The sequence below is a fragment of the Streptomyces sp. SID5643 genome (genome assembly GCF_009872555.1).
Taxonomy (GTDB): domain Bacteria; phylum Actinomycetota; class Actinomycetes; order Streptomycetales; family Streptomycetaceae; genus Streptomyces; species Streptomyces iakyrus.
Map to the genome: position 1 here is coordinate 53,247 of NZ_WWIC01000092.1, position 14,838 is coordinate 68,084.

The 14,838-nt window shown below is 68.3% G+C and carries 16 protein-coding genes; 14 read left to right on the plus strand and 2 right to left on the minus strand.

The features are described 5' to 3' along the window. The first annotated feature begins 198 nt into the window (after positions 1–198). On the plus strand, positions 199–2,166 hold the full coding sequence (locus tag GTY56_RS41300) for a DUF4231 domain-containing protein (RefSeq protein ID WP_161362665.1): 1,968 nt from the start codon (positions 199–201) through the stop codon (positions 2,164–2,166). 200 nt (positions 2,167–2,366) lie between these two features. On the opposite strand, the gene GTY56_RS11435 is transcribed toward GTY56_RS41300, so the two are convergent. Together GTY56_RS11435 and GTY56_RS11440 are read right to left on the minus strand one after the other, a co-directional pair. Beyond that, positions 2,367–3,032 (minus strand): ElyC/SanA/YdcF family protein, encoded by a 666-nt coding sequence (locus GTY56_RS11435; RefSeq protein ID WP_161362663.1) that lies wholly within the window; start codon positions 3,030–3,032, stop codon positions 2,367–2,369. Beyond that, positions 3,029–3,823 carry a GntR family transcriptional regulator gene (locus tag GTY56_RS11440; protein ID WP_161362661.1) on the minus strand — a complete coding sequence of 265 codons (795 nt, stop codon included), beginning with the start codon at positions 3,821–3,823 and terminating at the stop codon, positions 3,029–3,031. The genes GTY56_RS11435 and GTY56_RS11440 overlap by 4 nt, the downstream gene beginning before the upstream one ends. Before the next feature lie 570 nt (positions 3,824–4,393). Here GTY56_RS11440 and GTY56_RS11445 point away from each other — a divergent pair. The 13 genes from GTY56_RS11445 (at position 4,394) to GTY56_RS11505 (ending at position 14,803) form a co-directional block, all read left to right on the plus strand. Beyond that, positions 4,394–4,657 carry a DUF6284 family protein gene (locus tag GTY56_RS11445; RefSeq protein ID WP_161362659.1) on the plus strand — a complete coding sequence of 88 codons (264 nt, stop codon included), beginning with the start codon at positions 4,394–4,396 and terminating at the stop codon, positions 4,655–4,657. Then, entirely contained in the window at positions 4,657–4,944 is a 288-nt protein-coding gene (locus GTY56_RS11450; RefSeq protein WP_161362657.1) for a DUF6303 family protein, read from the plus strand. The genes GTY56_RS11445 and GTY56_RS11450 overlap by 1 nt, the downstream gene beginning before the upstream one ends. Continuing rightward, positions 4,941–5,948 carry a DUF2637 domain-containing protein gene (locus GTY56_RS11455; RefSeq protein ID WP_161362655.1) on the plus strand — a complete coding sequence of 336 codons (1,008 nt, stop codon included), beginning with the start codon at positions 4,941–4,943 and terminating at the stop codon, positions 5,946–5,948. The genes GTY56_RS11450 and GTY56_RS11455 overlap by 4 nt, the downstream gene beginning before the upstream one ends. Continuing rightward, complete coding sequence (locus GTY56_RS11460) at positions 5,948–6,289, plus strand: RRQRL motif-containing zinc-binding protein (RefSeq protein ID WP_161362653.1); 342 nt, start codon at positions 5,948–5,950, stop codon at positions 6,287–6,289. Before GTY56_RS11455 ends, GTY56_RS11460 begins: the two co-directional genes overlap by 1 nt. Before the next feature lie 30 nt (positions 6,290–6,319). Further along, positions 6,320–6,817 (plus strand): hypothetical protein, encoded by a 498-nt coding sequence (locus tag GTY56_RS11465; RefSeq protein ID WP_161362652.1) that lies wholly within the window; start codon positions 6,320–6,322, stop codon positions 6,815–6,817. A 20-nt stretch (positions 6,818–6,837) separates the two neighbouring features. After that, positions 6,838–7,386: a plasmid transfer protein TraA gene (gene traA / locus GTY56_RS11470; protein WP_161362649.1), complete on the plus strand. Its 549-nt coding sequence runs from the start codon at positions 6,838–6,840 to the stop codon at positions 7,384–7,386. 12 nt (positions 7,387–7,398) lie between these two features. After that, positions 7,399–9,474, plus strand: a complete 2,076-nt coding sequence (traB, locus tag GTY56_RS11475) for a plasmid transfer protein TraB (protein WP_161362647.1) — start codon at positions 7,399–7,401, stop codon at positions 9,472–9,474. 158 nt (positions 9,475–9,632) lie between these two features. Next, complete coding sequence (locus GTY56_RS11480) at positions 9,633–10,082, plus strand: hypothetical protein (protein WP_161362644.1); 450 nt, start codon at positions 9,633–9,635, stop codon at positions 10,080–10,082. Between the two features lie 11 nt (positions 10,083–10,093). Then, the gene (locus GTY56_RS11485) at positions 10,094–10,351 is read left to right on the plus strand and encodes a hypothetical protein (RefSeq protein WP_161362642.1); all 258 of its coding nucleotides are present in this window, start codon (positions 10,094–10,096) and stop codon (positions 10,349–10,351) included. A gap of 85 nt (positions 10,352–10,436) precedes the next feature. Next, positions 10,437–11,324, plus strand: coding sequence for a bifunctional DNA primase/polymerase (locus GTY56_RS11490; protein WP_161362640.1), 888 nt, complete (start codon positions 10,437–10,439; stop codon positions 11,322–11,324). A gap of 2 nt (positions 11,325–11,326) precedes the next feature. Beyond that, positions 11,327–12,802 carry an AICE element replication initiation protein gene (locus tag GTY56_RS11495; protein ID WP_161362639.1) on the plus strand — a complete coding sequence of 492 codons (1,476 nt, stop codon included), beginning with the start codon at positions 11,327–11,329 and terminating at the stop codon, positions 12,800–12,802. Between the two features lie 447 nt (positions 12,803–13,249). Beyond that, positions 13,250–13,489, plus strand: coding sequence for a helix-turn-helix transcriptional regulator (locus GTY56_RS11500; protein ID WP_161362637.1), 240 nt, complete (start codon positions 13,250–13,252; stop codon positions 13,487–13,489). Positions 13,490–13,564: 75 nt separating this feature from the next. Then, complete coding sequence (locus GTY56_RS11505; protein ID WP_161362635.1) at positions 13,565–14,803, plus strand: tyrosine-type recombinase/integrase; 1,239 nt, start codon at positions 13,565–13,567, stop codon at positions 14,801–14,803. Positions 14,804–14,838 lie beyond the last annotated feature (35 nt).

The following is a 14,838-nucleotide window of genomic DNA, read 5'->3' on the forward strand; positions in this document are numbered from 1 at the left end:
TTCCCTATGAAGCGGGGCGAAAGCCGCTTTAGCCTTGAGTGGTCGGGGCTCCGGCACGCGAGCTTCTCAGAACAGCCGCAACTGGTCATCGACGACCTATCATTGAGCAACCTTCCACGACCCGAGAGGGCACTCGTGCGTGGTGTCGATGGGACGTCTTGTCTCTGACGGACGTAGGAGTGCAGCTGTCGAGGTTCGGTGGATTTCCTCGAATACCAGACCATCGTCGACACAGGGGGATTCGGATATGCACGACGTTATCTCAGCCGCTATCAGTTTGCCGGGGGCCTGATGCCGTACGCCCCGTGGGTATTTGCCATTCTCCTGGAAGTACAGACCGGTGAGCCATCACTTGCCTATGACGACGCGTTCAAGCCCATGCCTGAGGACCTCCGCGACTGGGGCATAGTTGACGACTTCCTTGACGCTGCCACGGCCGCCAACGTGGAGTGGCTTGACCCTTGGTTCGTGCATCCGTACCGGCGCAAGCCGGAAGGCGCCCTGATCCGATGCAGCCACGCTGACGGCAGCGAGAGCCTGTGGACCGGTGTTCAGATTGCAGACCATCTACCTCCTTCGCCTAACCCGACATGGGGGGAGGTAGTTTCCTGGACCTTGACAAGCATGGTGTCTCTTGGGCGAGACATTGCGACAATCCGACGATCTCCTCGCGGGGTTATTAGTTCCCTCAACGATGACTACGACGAAATAGAACCGGCTCGACAGGAGGACGACCGTATGGCCGCCGAGGAACATGAGCCCGAGGAGGGCACGAACTCAGCAGGTGAACCTAGCACTGATTCCAACCTGGGTAGCCGTCACAGTGCATGGGTCTATGAGATTTTAGAACATCTTAAGCATGGCGGTCGCGAATTGAGGGCGGAGGATGCCACATCTCCTTTCCCTGGTCCCCTAAACTGGGCACACGTTCGTGCTTTTGTCGACGCCGCCTTCGATACGGACGTTGATTGGCTGACTCCGTGGTTCATTTATCCCGACTACAAAGACCTGAACAGGGCCGTCGTTTGGCTTAGTGACGACGATGGATCTGGGGCTCTATGGACTGATGTTTCTATCGATCGACTCACGCCAAATAGCAGCATCCCGGAATCTGCTCACACATGGGGTGCTGTGATCGAATCTTCCCTGGATAATCTGATCTCCCTATCGGACGCGCCCGATGTGGAATATGCGAGGGACGAAAGGAATCCCTCCGGGGATGAGGAGAAGACCCACTCAGAAGATGCCGTTCGGGCACTCATTGATGAAGCGGTGCAGCGTGCCTACGATAGAGGGCGCGAAAGTGATCAGAATGATTTGGATCAAGCCTTCCATGAGTTAAGTGGTGGGAGCCCCAATGCTAAGTACGTGAAATTTCTCATTTCCTACCGCCGTTCGGCGGCTTCCCTCACTAGTCAGTTACGTCGCGCACGCATGGCGCGTTCCCTAGTCGTCGGGTCCATGTCAGGCATCTTCCTGCTCATCGCTGGCGGCGCGGTAAGCAATGCGATTAATTGGGGTCGGTTCAACATGCTGCCGTATAACCTGGCTGGTGGCGTGGTCCTTGTCCTATTATTGACAGTGTTCGCGATCGGTCGACGTGTAAATGCCGGGCACCCTGAAGGGGAGTCGCCTAAGTCGATAGCAGCGCTGCAACTTGAACTTGACCTATTGGAGGAGCGGCGCGTACTCGAAGCCGCTACGGGGTCTCGATCGGCGCGAGATCGGCAGTACTCCTATCGAGAGACCATCCCGCAGGAGATAGAGCGGCTACGGCGCGAGACGCGGCGGTACCGACGAGTGCATAACTTCTTTCAATGGAGTCTATTCGTCGCGTCCGTCACGATGTCGGTCACTGCGGCTATCTATGATCCGCCGCAACCCGGTAAGGCCATTCTGATCAGTCTCGGCGCATTCGTGTCGTTCACGACCGCCGTGACCGGTTACTTCAAGTACCGAGAGCGGGCATTCAATCTTCAGCAAACCGCCGACGCGATCGAGCAGCATGTGACCGCCTTCGACTTGGCCATTGCTCCTTACAATCAGGCGGACGAGACAGTCAACTTGGAACGGCTGGCCGAGAACGTCGAAACACTGCGGGTGGAGCAACGCAAGCGCGAGCAGCAGCTAGAGCAACCCCACCAAGGACAGCAAGAAGTAATCTGACGTAATGCAACGAAACACCGACTTGAATGTACGAGCAGATGAAGGGCTTTTCCTGCTCGTCCCGCTTGTAACGCGCATGGGATCATCCGGTTATCAAGACCGGCCACGGACCAATGGCGAATGGTCCGCTGACATGGGTTTCCGGCTTACCCAGGACTCGGCACGCCGGTTCCTAGCCGCTGGTCGGCCCCTAAGGTGTTTCAGTCGCGTGCCGCAGCCGTCGGAACGAGACGACTCGTGAACCCATCAGCAACGAGACGGCGATACGCCGTCTCAACGTCCGCCGAGATCTCCTGACGAATCATGAACCCTTCGTCCGGGTAGATCATGAGCCGCTGCTGCGCTCCGACCAACATGTCAATGACCAGGCGCTCGTCACCAATTGAGGCGATGTACTCCGTAAAACTCATCGGCGCGGAAGCACAGATCCACTCCACATCGGGCCAAAGCTTCCGGGCCGTTGCGTACGCTCGCCGCTCCTCGTACGGCTTGCAGACGAGCAGGACAGACGACACTGCAACATCCTGGTCAGCAAGCAGCGCACGCGAGAACGTGATGTTCTCTCCGGTGTTCCGGGCGTTCGGTTCGACAAGGATGGCATCCGCCGGCACCCCGAGTTCCAGGGCCCGCTCCCGGTAGTGCTCTGCTTCGCCGCGCGGCATCCGGTCACGGGTGGTTCGGCTGGTCGCTCCCGTGAAGACGATCAGGGGAACCATGCCGTCCAGATACAGGGCCGCCGTGGTGTCGGCGACCCCGAGGTCATGGCTCCCCAGGCCGATGGCGACCGAACACGGGCGTACCTCGTGGCCCATCTGCTGGAAATCCCAGAGTCGTCGCGCATCCGCCCATGACTGCTGCGAGATCACTCTTTGCCTCCGCCTTCCGCTGCAGAGTCAGGCACCTTGAAGTCGTACGTCCATGAGAAGCGTGTGGCGGCGTGCACGCCCAGGGCAAATTCGACCACCGTGCCGTCGGCCGTGAACGTCGTTCGGTGCAGCTCTACGACCCACTCACCCGGGGCGAGCTGCAGGAGCTGGACTTCGTCAGTGGTGGGGACTCGGGCGAACAGCGTCTCTCGCATGTGGTCGATCTCGTAGCCCGCGTCGTACAGCACGCGGAACCCGCCGCCCCTGCCGGCCGGGCCCGGAGTCGGGTCCACGATGCGCGTGCCCTCAACGTGTTCCGGGCGGTAGTAGCTGGTCAGAGTGTGCGTGGGCTGTGTTCCTTCCTTGACCAGTCGCGCGCGAGCGTAGACGTCGGCTCCCTCTGGCAGGCCGTGCGCTGCCGCCACTACCGGTGGCGCAGGGACCTTGCTGACCGTCTGCGTCTGTTCGTTGCGTCGGTAGGCGCGGCCGGACGCCACCCGGTCCGCGATGAAGGCGACTTCGTCGCCGTCCCTCCACTTGGCCTTGTCGTACCGCTCGATTCCGAGCCGCTTGAGCGGCGGCCGGTCGCGTACGACCGTGCCGTGGCCGCGGGAAGACGTCACCAGCCCCTCGGCTTCCAGCGCCTTGTAGGCCGCGTGAACAGTGGACTTGGAGCCCTCACCGGCCTCCACCAAGTCCCTGATCTGCGGCAACTGCTCACCAGGCGCGTATTCGCCAGACCGGATCTTCTCCGCGATCCGGTCCGCGAGCTCCCGCCACTTCGGTGCCATCAGAACCTCCCGTCGACTTCGACCAGTGAAACACAGTCCCAGGACTGTTGACAGTCCTGGGACTGTGAGCCATGGTCTTCTCAGGCGCCTCGCAGTCCCAGGACTGCAGCGCTCTGCGGGGCCTTCTTTGGGCTGCGCGCATGCACGGGGCGGGGACGCTGCAATCCCGCTAAAAGGCCAGGTGGAACAGGGCTTCGGCCCGTACTGGCGAGGTGGCCCGGTGACCGCGAGCAACGGCCGGAGAGTGGGGACGCGATCCCCCTTGCAGTGCTTCACCCCTAGTGATCTCGACTGAGAGGAACCCCGGTGTACCGACGACATCGATGGGCGCCGCCGTCCTGGACCGGCCGCCGGCGCCTGTACGACATTCCCGGTCCGCTCTCTTCCTGGCATCGCAGCGCCTAGTGCTGCGGCCGGCTGCCTCTCTCGCCCGTCGACCGCCCTCACGCGGCTGGTCGACGGGCGGGAGCGCGGGGAGCCGGAACGTCCGACTTCAACGGCGCGCGGCCCCGGTGCAGGAACACCGGGGCCGCTGTCTGGGCCGTATCACCCTGAGAGGAACCACGACCCATGAAGCACATCGGTGCTGTTCAGGTGGTTGTTACCGCCGACGATTTCGACCGCGAGCCGACCACTGCCGAGCTGGACGCCATCGCCAGCGAGACGCCGCTGATCGTGGCGGAGGTCGAGTTGCTGGACGTGCAGATCAGCCTGCTCGACCGGCCCGCGACGGAGTGGGACACGCGCCGGCTGCGGCGGGCCCGCCGCAAGGTGCTGACCGCGCGGCGTGAGCTGACCAACCGCGGCACCACGGTGCCGGGAGAGGTGGCGTAATGGCCGGCGAGTTCACGGCGCAGATGTCGACGCGTCGGGGCCGATGGCACCTGTACGTGGTGCTGATGAACACCACCGCGCGGTGGCCGGAGTACACCTTCGGCCGTGGCGGGCCGGTACCGACGCTCACGGACCGCGTGAACGCGCTCAGCATGCTCGGCTTCGAGCCGGTGCCGGACGCTGAGTGGCAGTGGACCGAGGACAGCGAAACTCCCTTCGACCCGTCCTCGCCGGTGCTGCTGATCGCCGCGATCCGAGTGCGTTCACGAGCGGAGGTGGGCGCGTGAACGGCGTTCAGATCCGTTCAGCCGAGCGCGCGCTGTCGGCCGGTACGTGGCTGATCGTGGCGGGCGCGATGCTGTACTCGGTCCTCACCGTCACCCCGCTCGCGGCGGAACACACGCCGGATGAGTGGGACTGGACGGCGCCGATCCTGCCGCTCGTGGTCGACGCGGCCGTGGTCATCGTGGTCCGCCTGGACGCCACCCTGGCCCGTCTCGGCGGGCATGGCGGATGGTGGCCGGTGGCGCTGCGCTGGATGACCGGCTGCATGACCCTGGCCCTGAACGTCGCAGATTCCGCGCTGGCCAAAGACCTGGTGGGCGTGGCTGTGCACGCGGTCGCACCACTGCTGCTGATCGTCACCGCCGAGACCGGGCTTGCCTACCGGCGCGCGATCGCCGCCGCCGTCAGCGCGCTGGAGGACAAGCAGCGAGCCGAGCGTGAGGCGCGCGAGAAGGCGGCTGCAGAGCGGCGTGAGGCTGCCGCGCAGCGGGTCCGTGAGGAGCGCGAGCACGCCGCGATGCTGGCGCGTGAACAGCGTGAACACGAGGCCCGGTTGGCCCGCTTGCAGGCCGAACAGGAAGAGCGGGCCCGGCGCGAGGAACAGGAGCGGGCGCAAGCTCGCGAGCGTGCCGAGCGCGAGGAGCGTGAACGCGCGGAACGCGAGCGTGAACGGCTCCGGCTGGAGCGTGAGCGCCGTGAGCGCGCTGAGGCCGAGCGCCGCGAGAAGGAGCGGCGAGAGCGGGCCGAGCGTGAGCGCCGTGAACGGGCCGAACGCGAGGAGCGGGCCGAGCGTGAACGCGCCGCGCTGCTGGCCGCCGGACCGGCCGCGGACAAGCTCCCCGAGGACCGCGCCCGCCAGATGGTGCGGGCCGCGTTCGAGGCCGGGTTGCCGGTGCGGGCCGCCGCCGAACTGTGCGGCTGGTCGGTGGGGTGGGTCTCCGCCCGCTACGCCGAGCACCGCACCCCTGGCAACGGCGGGGCTGAGCTGGCCATCGCGAGTCGCTGATGGCCGCCGTCCCGGTCTACCCCTGGCGCCTGGCGCCGGACGGGTTGGCCACCCGTCGGCAGCTGCGCGCCCGCGGGCTTCGGCCTGGTGGTCAGGACGTGGCCGCCCAGCTCGAACGCCCCCGCCGCCGGCGGGGGCCGCTGGTCGCCTACCTCTACCGCATCGAGCAGGCCCAACCCGTGCGGCCCATGACCCCGGCCTGCTGGGCGGCCCTGGCCAAAGCCAACGCCGCCCGCCGCACCTGCCCGCAGTGCCACCACGACGCCGGATACGTCATCCCCGCCGCACTCGGGATGTGCGTGCCCTGCGCCTACCCCGAAGACGAACAGCGCGCCGCCTGAACCCCTTTCGACTTCACCGGGAGTTTCGCTGTGTCCAGCCGTACCCGTACCCGCTCCGTGAAGACGGCCGCGGGCATCCACACCGTCCGCATCCCCCGCCAGCGTGGCCGCCGCTCCGACCCGTTCGTGATCGTCGTTCCCGAACGCCCCTCCCTGACCCGTGAAGCCCTCGGCTTTGTGGGCCGCGGCCTGTGGACGTTCCGCCGGGCCCTCGCCCCGACCGGCCTGTCTGTGCTCGCGTTCCTGGTGGCCGGGCTGCTGCACGTGATCGCCTGGTGGTCCTCCCTCGTCATCGCCCCCGTAGCGGCGGTGCCGCTGGGGTGGCTGCTGGTCATGCAGCGCCGCCGCCATGCCCGCAGCACCGCGCTCGCCTGGCGCATCGGCCTGGCCACCCTCGCCACGCTCGCCGCGGTGTGGCTCGCACTGGCCGCCGGGTTCGGCCCCCTCGCCGGACCGCTCGCGCTGCTGTGGCTGCTCATCTGGATCACCACGCAGACCGCCTGGCTCATCATCCGCCCGTCCCGCTGACCTGAGGGAGAGATCGTCTGATGGCGCAGAACACCAACGGCCAGCGTCGTGCGCGCGGGCCCGTGAACGACCCCAAGACCGGCAAGTTCGCCAACGCCGGCGCCGCCGCCGGCGGGTTCGTCGGAGCCCTGGGCGGCTCGATCGTCCCGCCGATCAACGTCACCGTGAACAACACCAAGCAGGCAGGCGGCTCCAGCGGGCGCCGCCCGCACGCCGAAGCCCTGCTTCCCGCCCCGGACTTCACCTCCCCGGCTCAGGTGCGCAACTACTGCAACACCCTGCGAGCGGCGGCCGTCACCCTGTCCATCGAGGTCGCCATGGGAACCGAGATCCTCAAGGGTGTGCTCGCGGCCGTGCCGGACCCCGAGGGCCGGGCATTCGGCTCCCGGATTCGCGCGGCGAAGGTCGCCCGGAAGATGAACCGCGCCGCCGAGGACCTGCGCAGCGCCGCGAAGAACGCCGCCGCCTGCTACGCCACGTTCCAGCAGGAGTTCGAGGAAGAGATCAACCGCGTGCGCCACCGCGCCCGCAAGCCGCAACAGCCCGTCATGAACTGGGCCCAGCAGTAAGGAGGTCAACCCATGGCAAGGAACAGCAACAGCCGCGTGCGGCACACGGACTTCCCCGACAACGGCCGAACCACCGACTACACCGGCCCCGGTCTCTTTACCGGCCAGGCCACTGGCGGGGTGGGCGGCTACCTGCTGCAGCGCGCGATGCCGCACCTGCCGCCGTGGGTGGCCGCCGCCGGTATCGGGATCGCCGGCGGGTTGGGCAGCCTCCAGTGGGCCGAGAGCGCGGCGGCCGGGGTCGGCCTGACCCTCGCCTCCGTCGGGCTCACCGGCGCCACCTGGTGGATGGGAAAGGCCACCACTCCCCAGCGGCGCCTGCACTCCGCCATCACCGTGGCCGCGGCGTCGGCGTGGACCACGGCCGCGTGCCTGGCCGGGCCTACCGCGGGCCCGCTGCCCGACCTGTACCTGATGGGCGCCCCGGCGGTGGCGCTGTCGTGGAACATCCGCATGATCCTCCGCCGCAACGACGCTCCCACCGCCGAGGGCGGGGACAAGGGGCTGCTGGAGAAGGTCGGCCTGGCGCGGGCGCAGATCGGCAACGCCAAGGTGGAGCCGAACCGGGTCACCGCCCCGCTCGCGGTGGAGGCCGGTGAGCAGACCAACGACGACGTGTCCAAGGCCCTGGGCCGGATCGCCTCCGCGCTGGACCTGCCCACCTCCGCCGTGCGCTACCAGCCCGACCCCGACTCCTCCCGTCGCGGCGAGCTGGTCATCGTGCCTGAGGACATGCTCGCTGAGGCCGCGTACTGGGAGGGTCCGTCGAACCTGGGCGGCTCGATTGCCGATCCGCTGGTGATCGGCCGCTACGACGACGGCTCCCCGATGTTCCTGTGGCTGCCCGGCGACCCCGACGCCGGCCGCAACGGCACCCACGTGCTCATCGCGGGCGGAACCGGGTCGGGCAAGGGTGAGACTGCCCTGAACCTGCAGACGGAGATCCTGTCCCGGCGGGATGTGTTGCTGTGGCTGTCGGATCCGAAGATGTTCCAGGACTTCCGCCCCCTGCTGCCCGGCATCGACTGGGCCGCCGAGGGCGGCACCCCCACCGAGGTCATGGTGGAAGCGATCCAGGCCGTCATCCCCGCCCGGACCCGCTGGCTGGGCCAGCACAACTACCGCCAGTGGGTCCCCGCGGCGGCCCAGGTGCAGCACGACCCCCCGCACACCTGCCGCGCGGACGGCCGGGCGTGCGGCTGCCCGGGCATGCCGTACCTGGTGGCCTGGATGGAAGAGGCCGCCAGCACGCTGCGCAACCTCGGGGACGACGCGTTCACCGGCATCGCGCAGGAAGCCCGGTCGGCAGGCGTCTCGCTGGTCGTGTCCCTCCAGCGGCCGTCCTACGACCAGATGTCCACCAGCACCCGCGCCTCGCTGCCGTCCGTGATCGCGCTCGGCTGTGACCCGCGCGACGAGTCGTTCTCCCTGCCGGACACGGTGCTGGACGCCGGCGCCCACCCTGGCGCCTGGGGCAACCGCCGCCCCGGCTACTGCTACCTCGTCACCCCCGGCATCGACGAGACCCGTTACGCCTCACCCGGACGCACCTGGGGCTTCGGCCCCAACGCCGTCTCCCTCATGGAAGTCCTCGCCGACTGGGCGCAGCGCAACGGCGCCACCGCCGACCCCATCACCGCCGGCGCCGCCTCCAGCGTCGCCGGAAACGCCTACACCGGCCGCCCCACCCCCGGCGGCACCCCAGCCGCGCACGCCGCCCCCGACGAGGACGACATGGACGACACCAGCTACGGGCCGCGGGTCGACCCCGAGGACGCCGACATCGACCCCGAAGCCGAACTCCCCGACGATGAACCGGGCGACGACGCCCCGATCTTCGGGCAGGAGAGCGGCCGCAAGCCGTCGCCGGAGGAGGCCCGGCGCCTGTTCGCTCAGGCGCTGGAGGAGTTCGAGCGGGCCGGGCACATGGTCGTCGGCCCCAAGGACTTCATGGACTGGTGCGACCGGAACAACCTCTCCCGCCCGTGGGTCTCCGCGCGACTCAAGGAGGCCGCCCTGGAGGGCCGTCTGGAGCCGACGAACACCACCGGCCGGTGGCGCATCGTCCCCGCCCTGACGGCCGCGTGACGCCTGACAGCGTCACGGCTGCCTGACACCCAAACCCCTAGGCAGACGCGGTGTCACGCGCTCCTGACACCGTCGTCTGACATCCCCCTGACACTCACCCGCACGGGCCCGCGCCGCCACCCTGGCGCGGGCCCGCCGCCATTCCGGAGGGATCCCCCGTGGCCCACCCCGAGCCGCCCGTGGCCGTCGAAGTCCACCAGCCGCATCCCATCGCCGTGCACCCGCCGGCCGTGTCGTTCCTCCCCGTCCAGCCGCACGCCGTTCCGGCCGTCACGAGCGTCGTCCTCCCGGACGGGCGGGTAGTCACCGGCTACGCCATCGAACCCACCAAGCCCGAACCGGTCGTCGCCAAACCGGCTGTCTCCCGAACGGCGGTGAACGTCGCCCTCGGGGGTGTCGGGTTCCTCGCGGTGTGCGGCGGCTTGCTGCTGCTCACCACGTTCATCACCGCCCTGACCGCACTCATCACCCAGCTCATCACCCTCGCCGCCGTCATCTTCGGCGGCTGGATCGCTCTGCAGGTGTTCAGCGGAAGCAGCCACCAGGGCGGCGGGACCACGGTCCACATCCGCAAAGCCGTCTTCAAGCGCAACCACTTCCACGGCTGAGGAGAACGGCGATGCGACTGCGTGTCCAGCTCATCCGCTGGCCCCGCCGGGCTGTCGTCCTCACCGACACTCCCGACCCGAAGTGTCCCCTGTGCGACGGCGACGGCGGGATCAGCCGAGACTACGGCGACCCCGAGACCGGCGAGTACGCGGGCACCGATTGGGAGCCCTGCATCTGCTGGGACGGCACCCGCCGTTGGGTCCTGCTGCCCCTGCCCCGCTGGTTTCGCCGAACCTCGACCCACTACAGCGACGAACCGCCCTTCTAGATGTGCCAAGGGCGGCCCCCTCTCGCCAAAGACCGGGGCCGCCCTTGCCCACCTGCCACCAACAGACCTGTGGAGGTCATCCAGCATGACGCAACCGACCCTGATCCGGCGAGGGCGCGGCGGCATGAGCGCGCTGCCCGAACCCCTGCGGACCGCGCTGACGCTGGCCGCTACCGGTGTGCCGGTGCTGCCCCTGCGCGCGGGGAAGGCCCCGTTCGGCAACTGCCCGCAGTGCGCGAACAACGCGTGCGGCGGTCGGCCGAACATGAAAAGCGCGGGCGCCTGCGTCTGCCCGGCGCCTTGTCACGCGTGGGCCGCCGCCACCACCGATCCGGACGTGCTCACCTCCCCGGCCTGGATGACCGCGTGGCGGCGGGCCGTCTGCGTCGCCTACCATCCCGGCGCCGCAGGACTGACCGTGGTCGACCTCGACAACGCGGCGGCCGTCGCATGGGCCCGCACCGCCCTGCCTCCCACCCGGACCGTGGCGACGACCCGCGGTGAGCACTGGATCTACCAGGGCGTCATGTCGTCGCATAACGCGGTGCGGCCCGGCGTCGACATCAAGTCGACCATGTCCTACGCCCGCTACCTCGGCCCCGGCACCGGCACCATGACCGCCCTGCCCGACACCGTCCGCGCGCTGGCCGTGAAGGAGCCCTCCCCGGCCCGGCCGGCGCCTCACGGCCTCACTGTCCCCGCACCGGCCGGGGAGGCGGAGTGCCCTCACCGCACGCCCGCCTACATCGAGCGCGGCATCGCCATAGCGGAGCAGCGCATCACCGAGGCCCGCAGCGCGGTCCACGCCACCGTCTACCGCACGTTCCTGGCCGTGCTCTCCACGCACGGCCGGTGCGGCTGCCTCACCGAGGCGCACGTGGCGCGGCTGTTCGCCGCTGCTCAGGCCAAGGGCGAGACGCTGCGGCACTGCACCGACGCGTGGACCAACGCCCGCACCAGGTTGGGACTGTGAGCATGTCCGACGACGACAAGGCCCCGGCCCGTGAGGTCATCACCGACTACGCACAGGCCAACTTCCGGTACTTCCGCACCGCCGACGGGACCGTGTACGCGCAGAAGAACGGCCACCCCGTGGCCCGTCCGATCCGCTCGCAGGGCACGACGGGAAGCCACCGCCAGGAACTCATGGTCGGTCTCTACCGTGACGGACTGGGCGTGTTCAACGGCACGGCGCTCAAGGAGGCGTTGGACTTGATCGAGGCCCTTGCGCTGACCGAGGACGTGCAGCCCGTCCACATCCGCGTGGCGCCCGGGTTCGACGGAGCGACGTGGCTGGACCTGGGCCGCACCGACGGGCAGTCCGTCCGTATCCACCCCACCGGGTGGGACATCGCCATCCCCGACCCGCGGGAAGTCTGCTGGCGCCGCACCCAGCTCACGGGCGAGCTGCCCCTGCCGGTCAAGGACACTGAGGGCAAGGGCATCGACGCCCTGTTGAGGCTGTGCAACTTCGCCGGTGCCGAGACCGAGTGCCTGGCCATCGCCTGGCTGGTCGGCTGTCTCGGTCCGTCCGTGCCCGTGCCCGCGCCGTTCCTCACCGGTCCGCAGGGCGCCGGCAAGTCCACGGGCGGGCGGATGCTCGTGCGGATCATCGAGGGCATGAGCGGCGACCTGCGCCGCGCACCGAAGGACGAGGAGAACCTGATCGCGGCCGTGGCCGCCGGATGGGTAACCGCCCTGGACAACCTCTCCCACATGACCCCGGACCTGTCAGACGCGATGTGCTGCATCGTCACCGGCGCCGAGAACGTCAAGCGCGCCCTGTACACCGACGGCGACGTGGTCCGCGCCCGCTACCGCCGCCCCATGCTCCTGACCGGCATCGACGTCGGCGTCATCCGCCCCGACCTCGCCGAACGCCTCCTGCCACTGCGCATGGAACGCCCCCGCGTCCGGCGCACAGAGGCGGAGCTGTGGGCGGAGTACGCCGAAGCCCTGCCCGTCATCCTCGGATCCCTGCTCGACCTCACGGTCAAGGTCCGCGCGGCTGAGGCAGAGACCCCGACCGATCTGCGGATGGCGGACTTCGCGCACCTATGCGCCCAGCTCGACGCCGCAACCGGCCTGGGAGCACTCGCCGCCTACCGGCGCAGCCTCGACGACCTCAACGACGACGTCATTGAGGGCGACCTGCTCGCGCAGACCGTCCTCAAGCACGCCGAGACCATCGAACCGGGCGGCGAGCAGCGGATGACCTCCACGGAGTGGCTGAACTGCCTCAGCCGCCTCTACAGCGGCGACGACATGCGGCCCCTGCCCAAGGGCTGGCCGACCACGGGCAAGGTCCTCTCCGACCGGCTCAAGCGCCTCCAGCCCACCCTCGCCGCCCGCGGAGTCTTGATCGAATCGGGCCGCACCAGCGAGGGCCGCTACCTCGAAATGACCCACCTGCAGACACCACAGCCCCACCAGGAGAAGCAGATGTTCTGACCCGCCCCCCGCGGTCGCCCGACAAGCAAGAAGAGCACCACCGGCCACTGCCGGGCGTGCTCTTCTTGCTGTTCGGCGGCGACAGCCGCCCTGCAAGGGACGCGCCGCGCGAGCGGCTCGCTCCTCACGCTTGAAGCAGCACCGCACCACAACAGACACCACCCCCTCCCTTGTCCCAAGGGGAGGAACCCTGCGTCATCTGCGTCATACAGGCCGAGAAACGGCCCCTGACCTGCAGCTAGCGGCATGACGCAGACGGCCATCTCTGCGTCATCCTGCGTCATCTGCGTCACCCGATGACGCAGCGTATGACGCCCCGGTGACGCACCCCCACTTCACTGCGTCACGCAAAGCCGCAGGTCATCAGCCCGAATGACGCTGATGACGCAATGACGCAGAAATCCGCACTTCGGACAGACACGGCCACGCCCGCGCCCTGGAGCTCCTATGGCAAAGCCGAGAGACCTCGACCCCCGCGCCACTCTCCGCGGTGGCCTCCCTGACCGGTACCTCACCCCCGACGACATCGCCGAGATGTTCGAGGTACCCCTGGAGACCGTCTACCAGTGGCGCAAGAAGCGCACCGGCCCGCCGGGCTTCCGTATCGGCAAACACCTCCGCTACGACCCCGCCGACGTACGGGCCTACGTCGACCAGCGCAAGCACGCCGACGCCACCGCCGCCTAACCGAACACCCACCACACAGCAGGGAGAGCCGCCCGCGCGGCTCTCCCTGCCGCATGTCGAGAGGACCACTGCCTGATGGCAGGCCACATCCAAGACCGGTGGTACAAGACCGAACCCGATGCGGCCGGCAAGCCCCGCCGCGTACGCACGGACCGCTACGGCACGGGGATGCGCTACCGCGCCCGCTACATCGGCCCGGACGGCACCGAGAAGAGCAAGTCGTTCCCGGACGGGCAGAAGCGACTGGCCGATCAGTGGCTCGCCCACATCGAGGCGGACATGTCCCGGGGGCAGTACGTGGACCCGGCCGCGAGCCGCGTGACGTTCCGGCAGTACGCCGAGAAGTGGCTGAGCACGCAGACCACCGACATGACCACACGAGAGTCGGTGGAGTCTGCGATTCGCGGTCACGCCATCCCCTACCTGGGGCCGCGGCCTCTCGGCTCGTTCAAGCCGGAACACATCCGGGATTGGCTCAGCGAACTGGAACGGGCCGTCCCTGCGTCGTCGTACCGGCGCGTGATCTACAACAACGTGTCGACGGTTCTCAACGCGGCGGTGGACGATGGCCACCTGTCGAAGAACCCGTGCCACGCGCAATCGGTGCGTCCACCTGCTGCGGGAAGTGGCCGCGTAGTGCCGTGGAGCGCAGAGCGCGTCTTCGCCGTGCGGGCGGCCCTGCCGGAGCGCTACCGCGCGATGGTCGACCTCGGAGGCGGATGCGGACTCCGGCAAGGGGAGATCTTCGGGTTGCCCGTCGACGCAATCGGCTTCGACTCTGGCTGGCTGCACGTCGCGAACCAGGTGAAGGTGACGAAAGACGGTCTCGTCTTCGCCCCGCCGAAGCGAAACAAGATCCGCGACGTCCCCTTGCCGGACTGCGTGGCGCACCTGCTCAAGCAGCACATCGAGGCGTTCCCCCCGGTAGAGATCACCCTGCCCTGGCTCCGGGTGGACGGTCCCCCCGTCACGAAGCGCCTGCTGTTCACTCGCCTCGACGGCGCGGGCGCGGTTCGGCGAACCGACTTCAACGACCGCGCATGGAAAGTCGCCCTTGTCGCGGCCGGGGTGATCCCTCAGCCAAAGCCAGGCGAGCGCCATCAGGCCGCCCGCGAACACGGCATGCACGCCCTCAGGCACTTCTACGCCTCGGTCCTGCTGGACGCCGGCGAGAACATAAAGGCCCTGAGCCACTACCTCGGACACAACGATCCCGGGTTCACCCTGAGGGTTTACACCCATCTCATGCCGAGCAGCGACGCGCGCGCTCGGAACGCCGTAGACAACCTGTACCAAGCACCTACGTCGCCTTGATTTCACCGCAAGACAGAAGAAGAACAGAAGGTGCC

What these genes read in the sequence shown, in the direction of transcription:
- traB (WP_161362647.1), top strand. Translation starts at nt 7,399, where the DNA reads ATGGCAAGGAACAGCAACAGCCGCGTGCGGCACACGGACTTCCCCGAC.
- GTY56_RS11460 (WP_161362653.1), top strand. Translation starts at nt 5,948, where the DNA reads ATGGCCGCCGTCCCGGTCTACCCCTGGCGCCTGGCGCCGGACGGGTTG.
- GTY56_RS11440 (WP_161362661.1), bottom strand. Translation starts at nt 3,823, where the DNA reads ATGGCACCGAAGTGGCGGGAGCTCGCGGACCGGATCGCGGAGAAGATC.
- GTY56_RS11445 (WP_161362659.1), top strand. Translation starts at nt 4,394, where the DNA reads ATGAAGCACATCGGTGCTGTTCAGGTGGTTGTTACCGCCGACGATTTC.
- GTY56_RS11485 (WP_161362642.1), top strand. Translation starts at nt 10,094, where the DNA reads ATGCGACTGCGTGTCCAGCTCATCCGCTGGCCCCGCCGGGCTGTCGTC.
- GTY56_RS11495 (WP_161362639.1), top strand. Translation starts at nt 11,327, where the DNA reads ATGTCCGACGACGACAAGGCCCCGGCCCGTGAGGTCATCACCGACTAC.
- GTY56_RS11505 (WP_161362635.1), top strand. Translation starts at nt 13,565, where the DNA reads ATGGCAGGCCACATCCAAGACCGGTGGTACAAGACCGAACCCGATGCG.
- traA (WP_161362649.1), top strand. Translation starts at nt 6,838, where the DNA reads ATGGCGCAGAACACCAACGGCCAGCGTCGTGCGCGCGGGCCCGTGAAC.
- GTY56_RS11500 (WP_161362637.1), top strand. Translation starts at nt 13,250, where the DNA reads ATGGCAAAGCCGAGAGACCTCGACCCCCGCGCCACTCTCCGCGGTGGC.
- GTY56_RS11450 (WP_161362657.1), top strand. Translation starts at nt 4,657, where the DNA reads ATGGCCGGCGAGTTCACGGCGCAGATGTCGACGCGTCGGGGCCGATGG.
- GTY56_RS11490 (WP_161362640.1), top strand. Translation starts at nt 10,437, where the DNA reads ATGACGCAACCGACCCTGATCCGGCGAGGGCGCGGCGGCATGAGCGCG.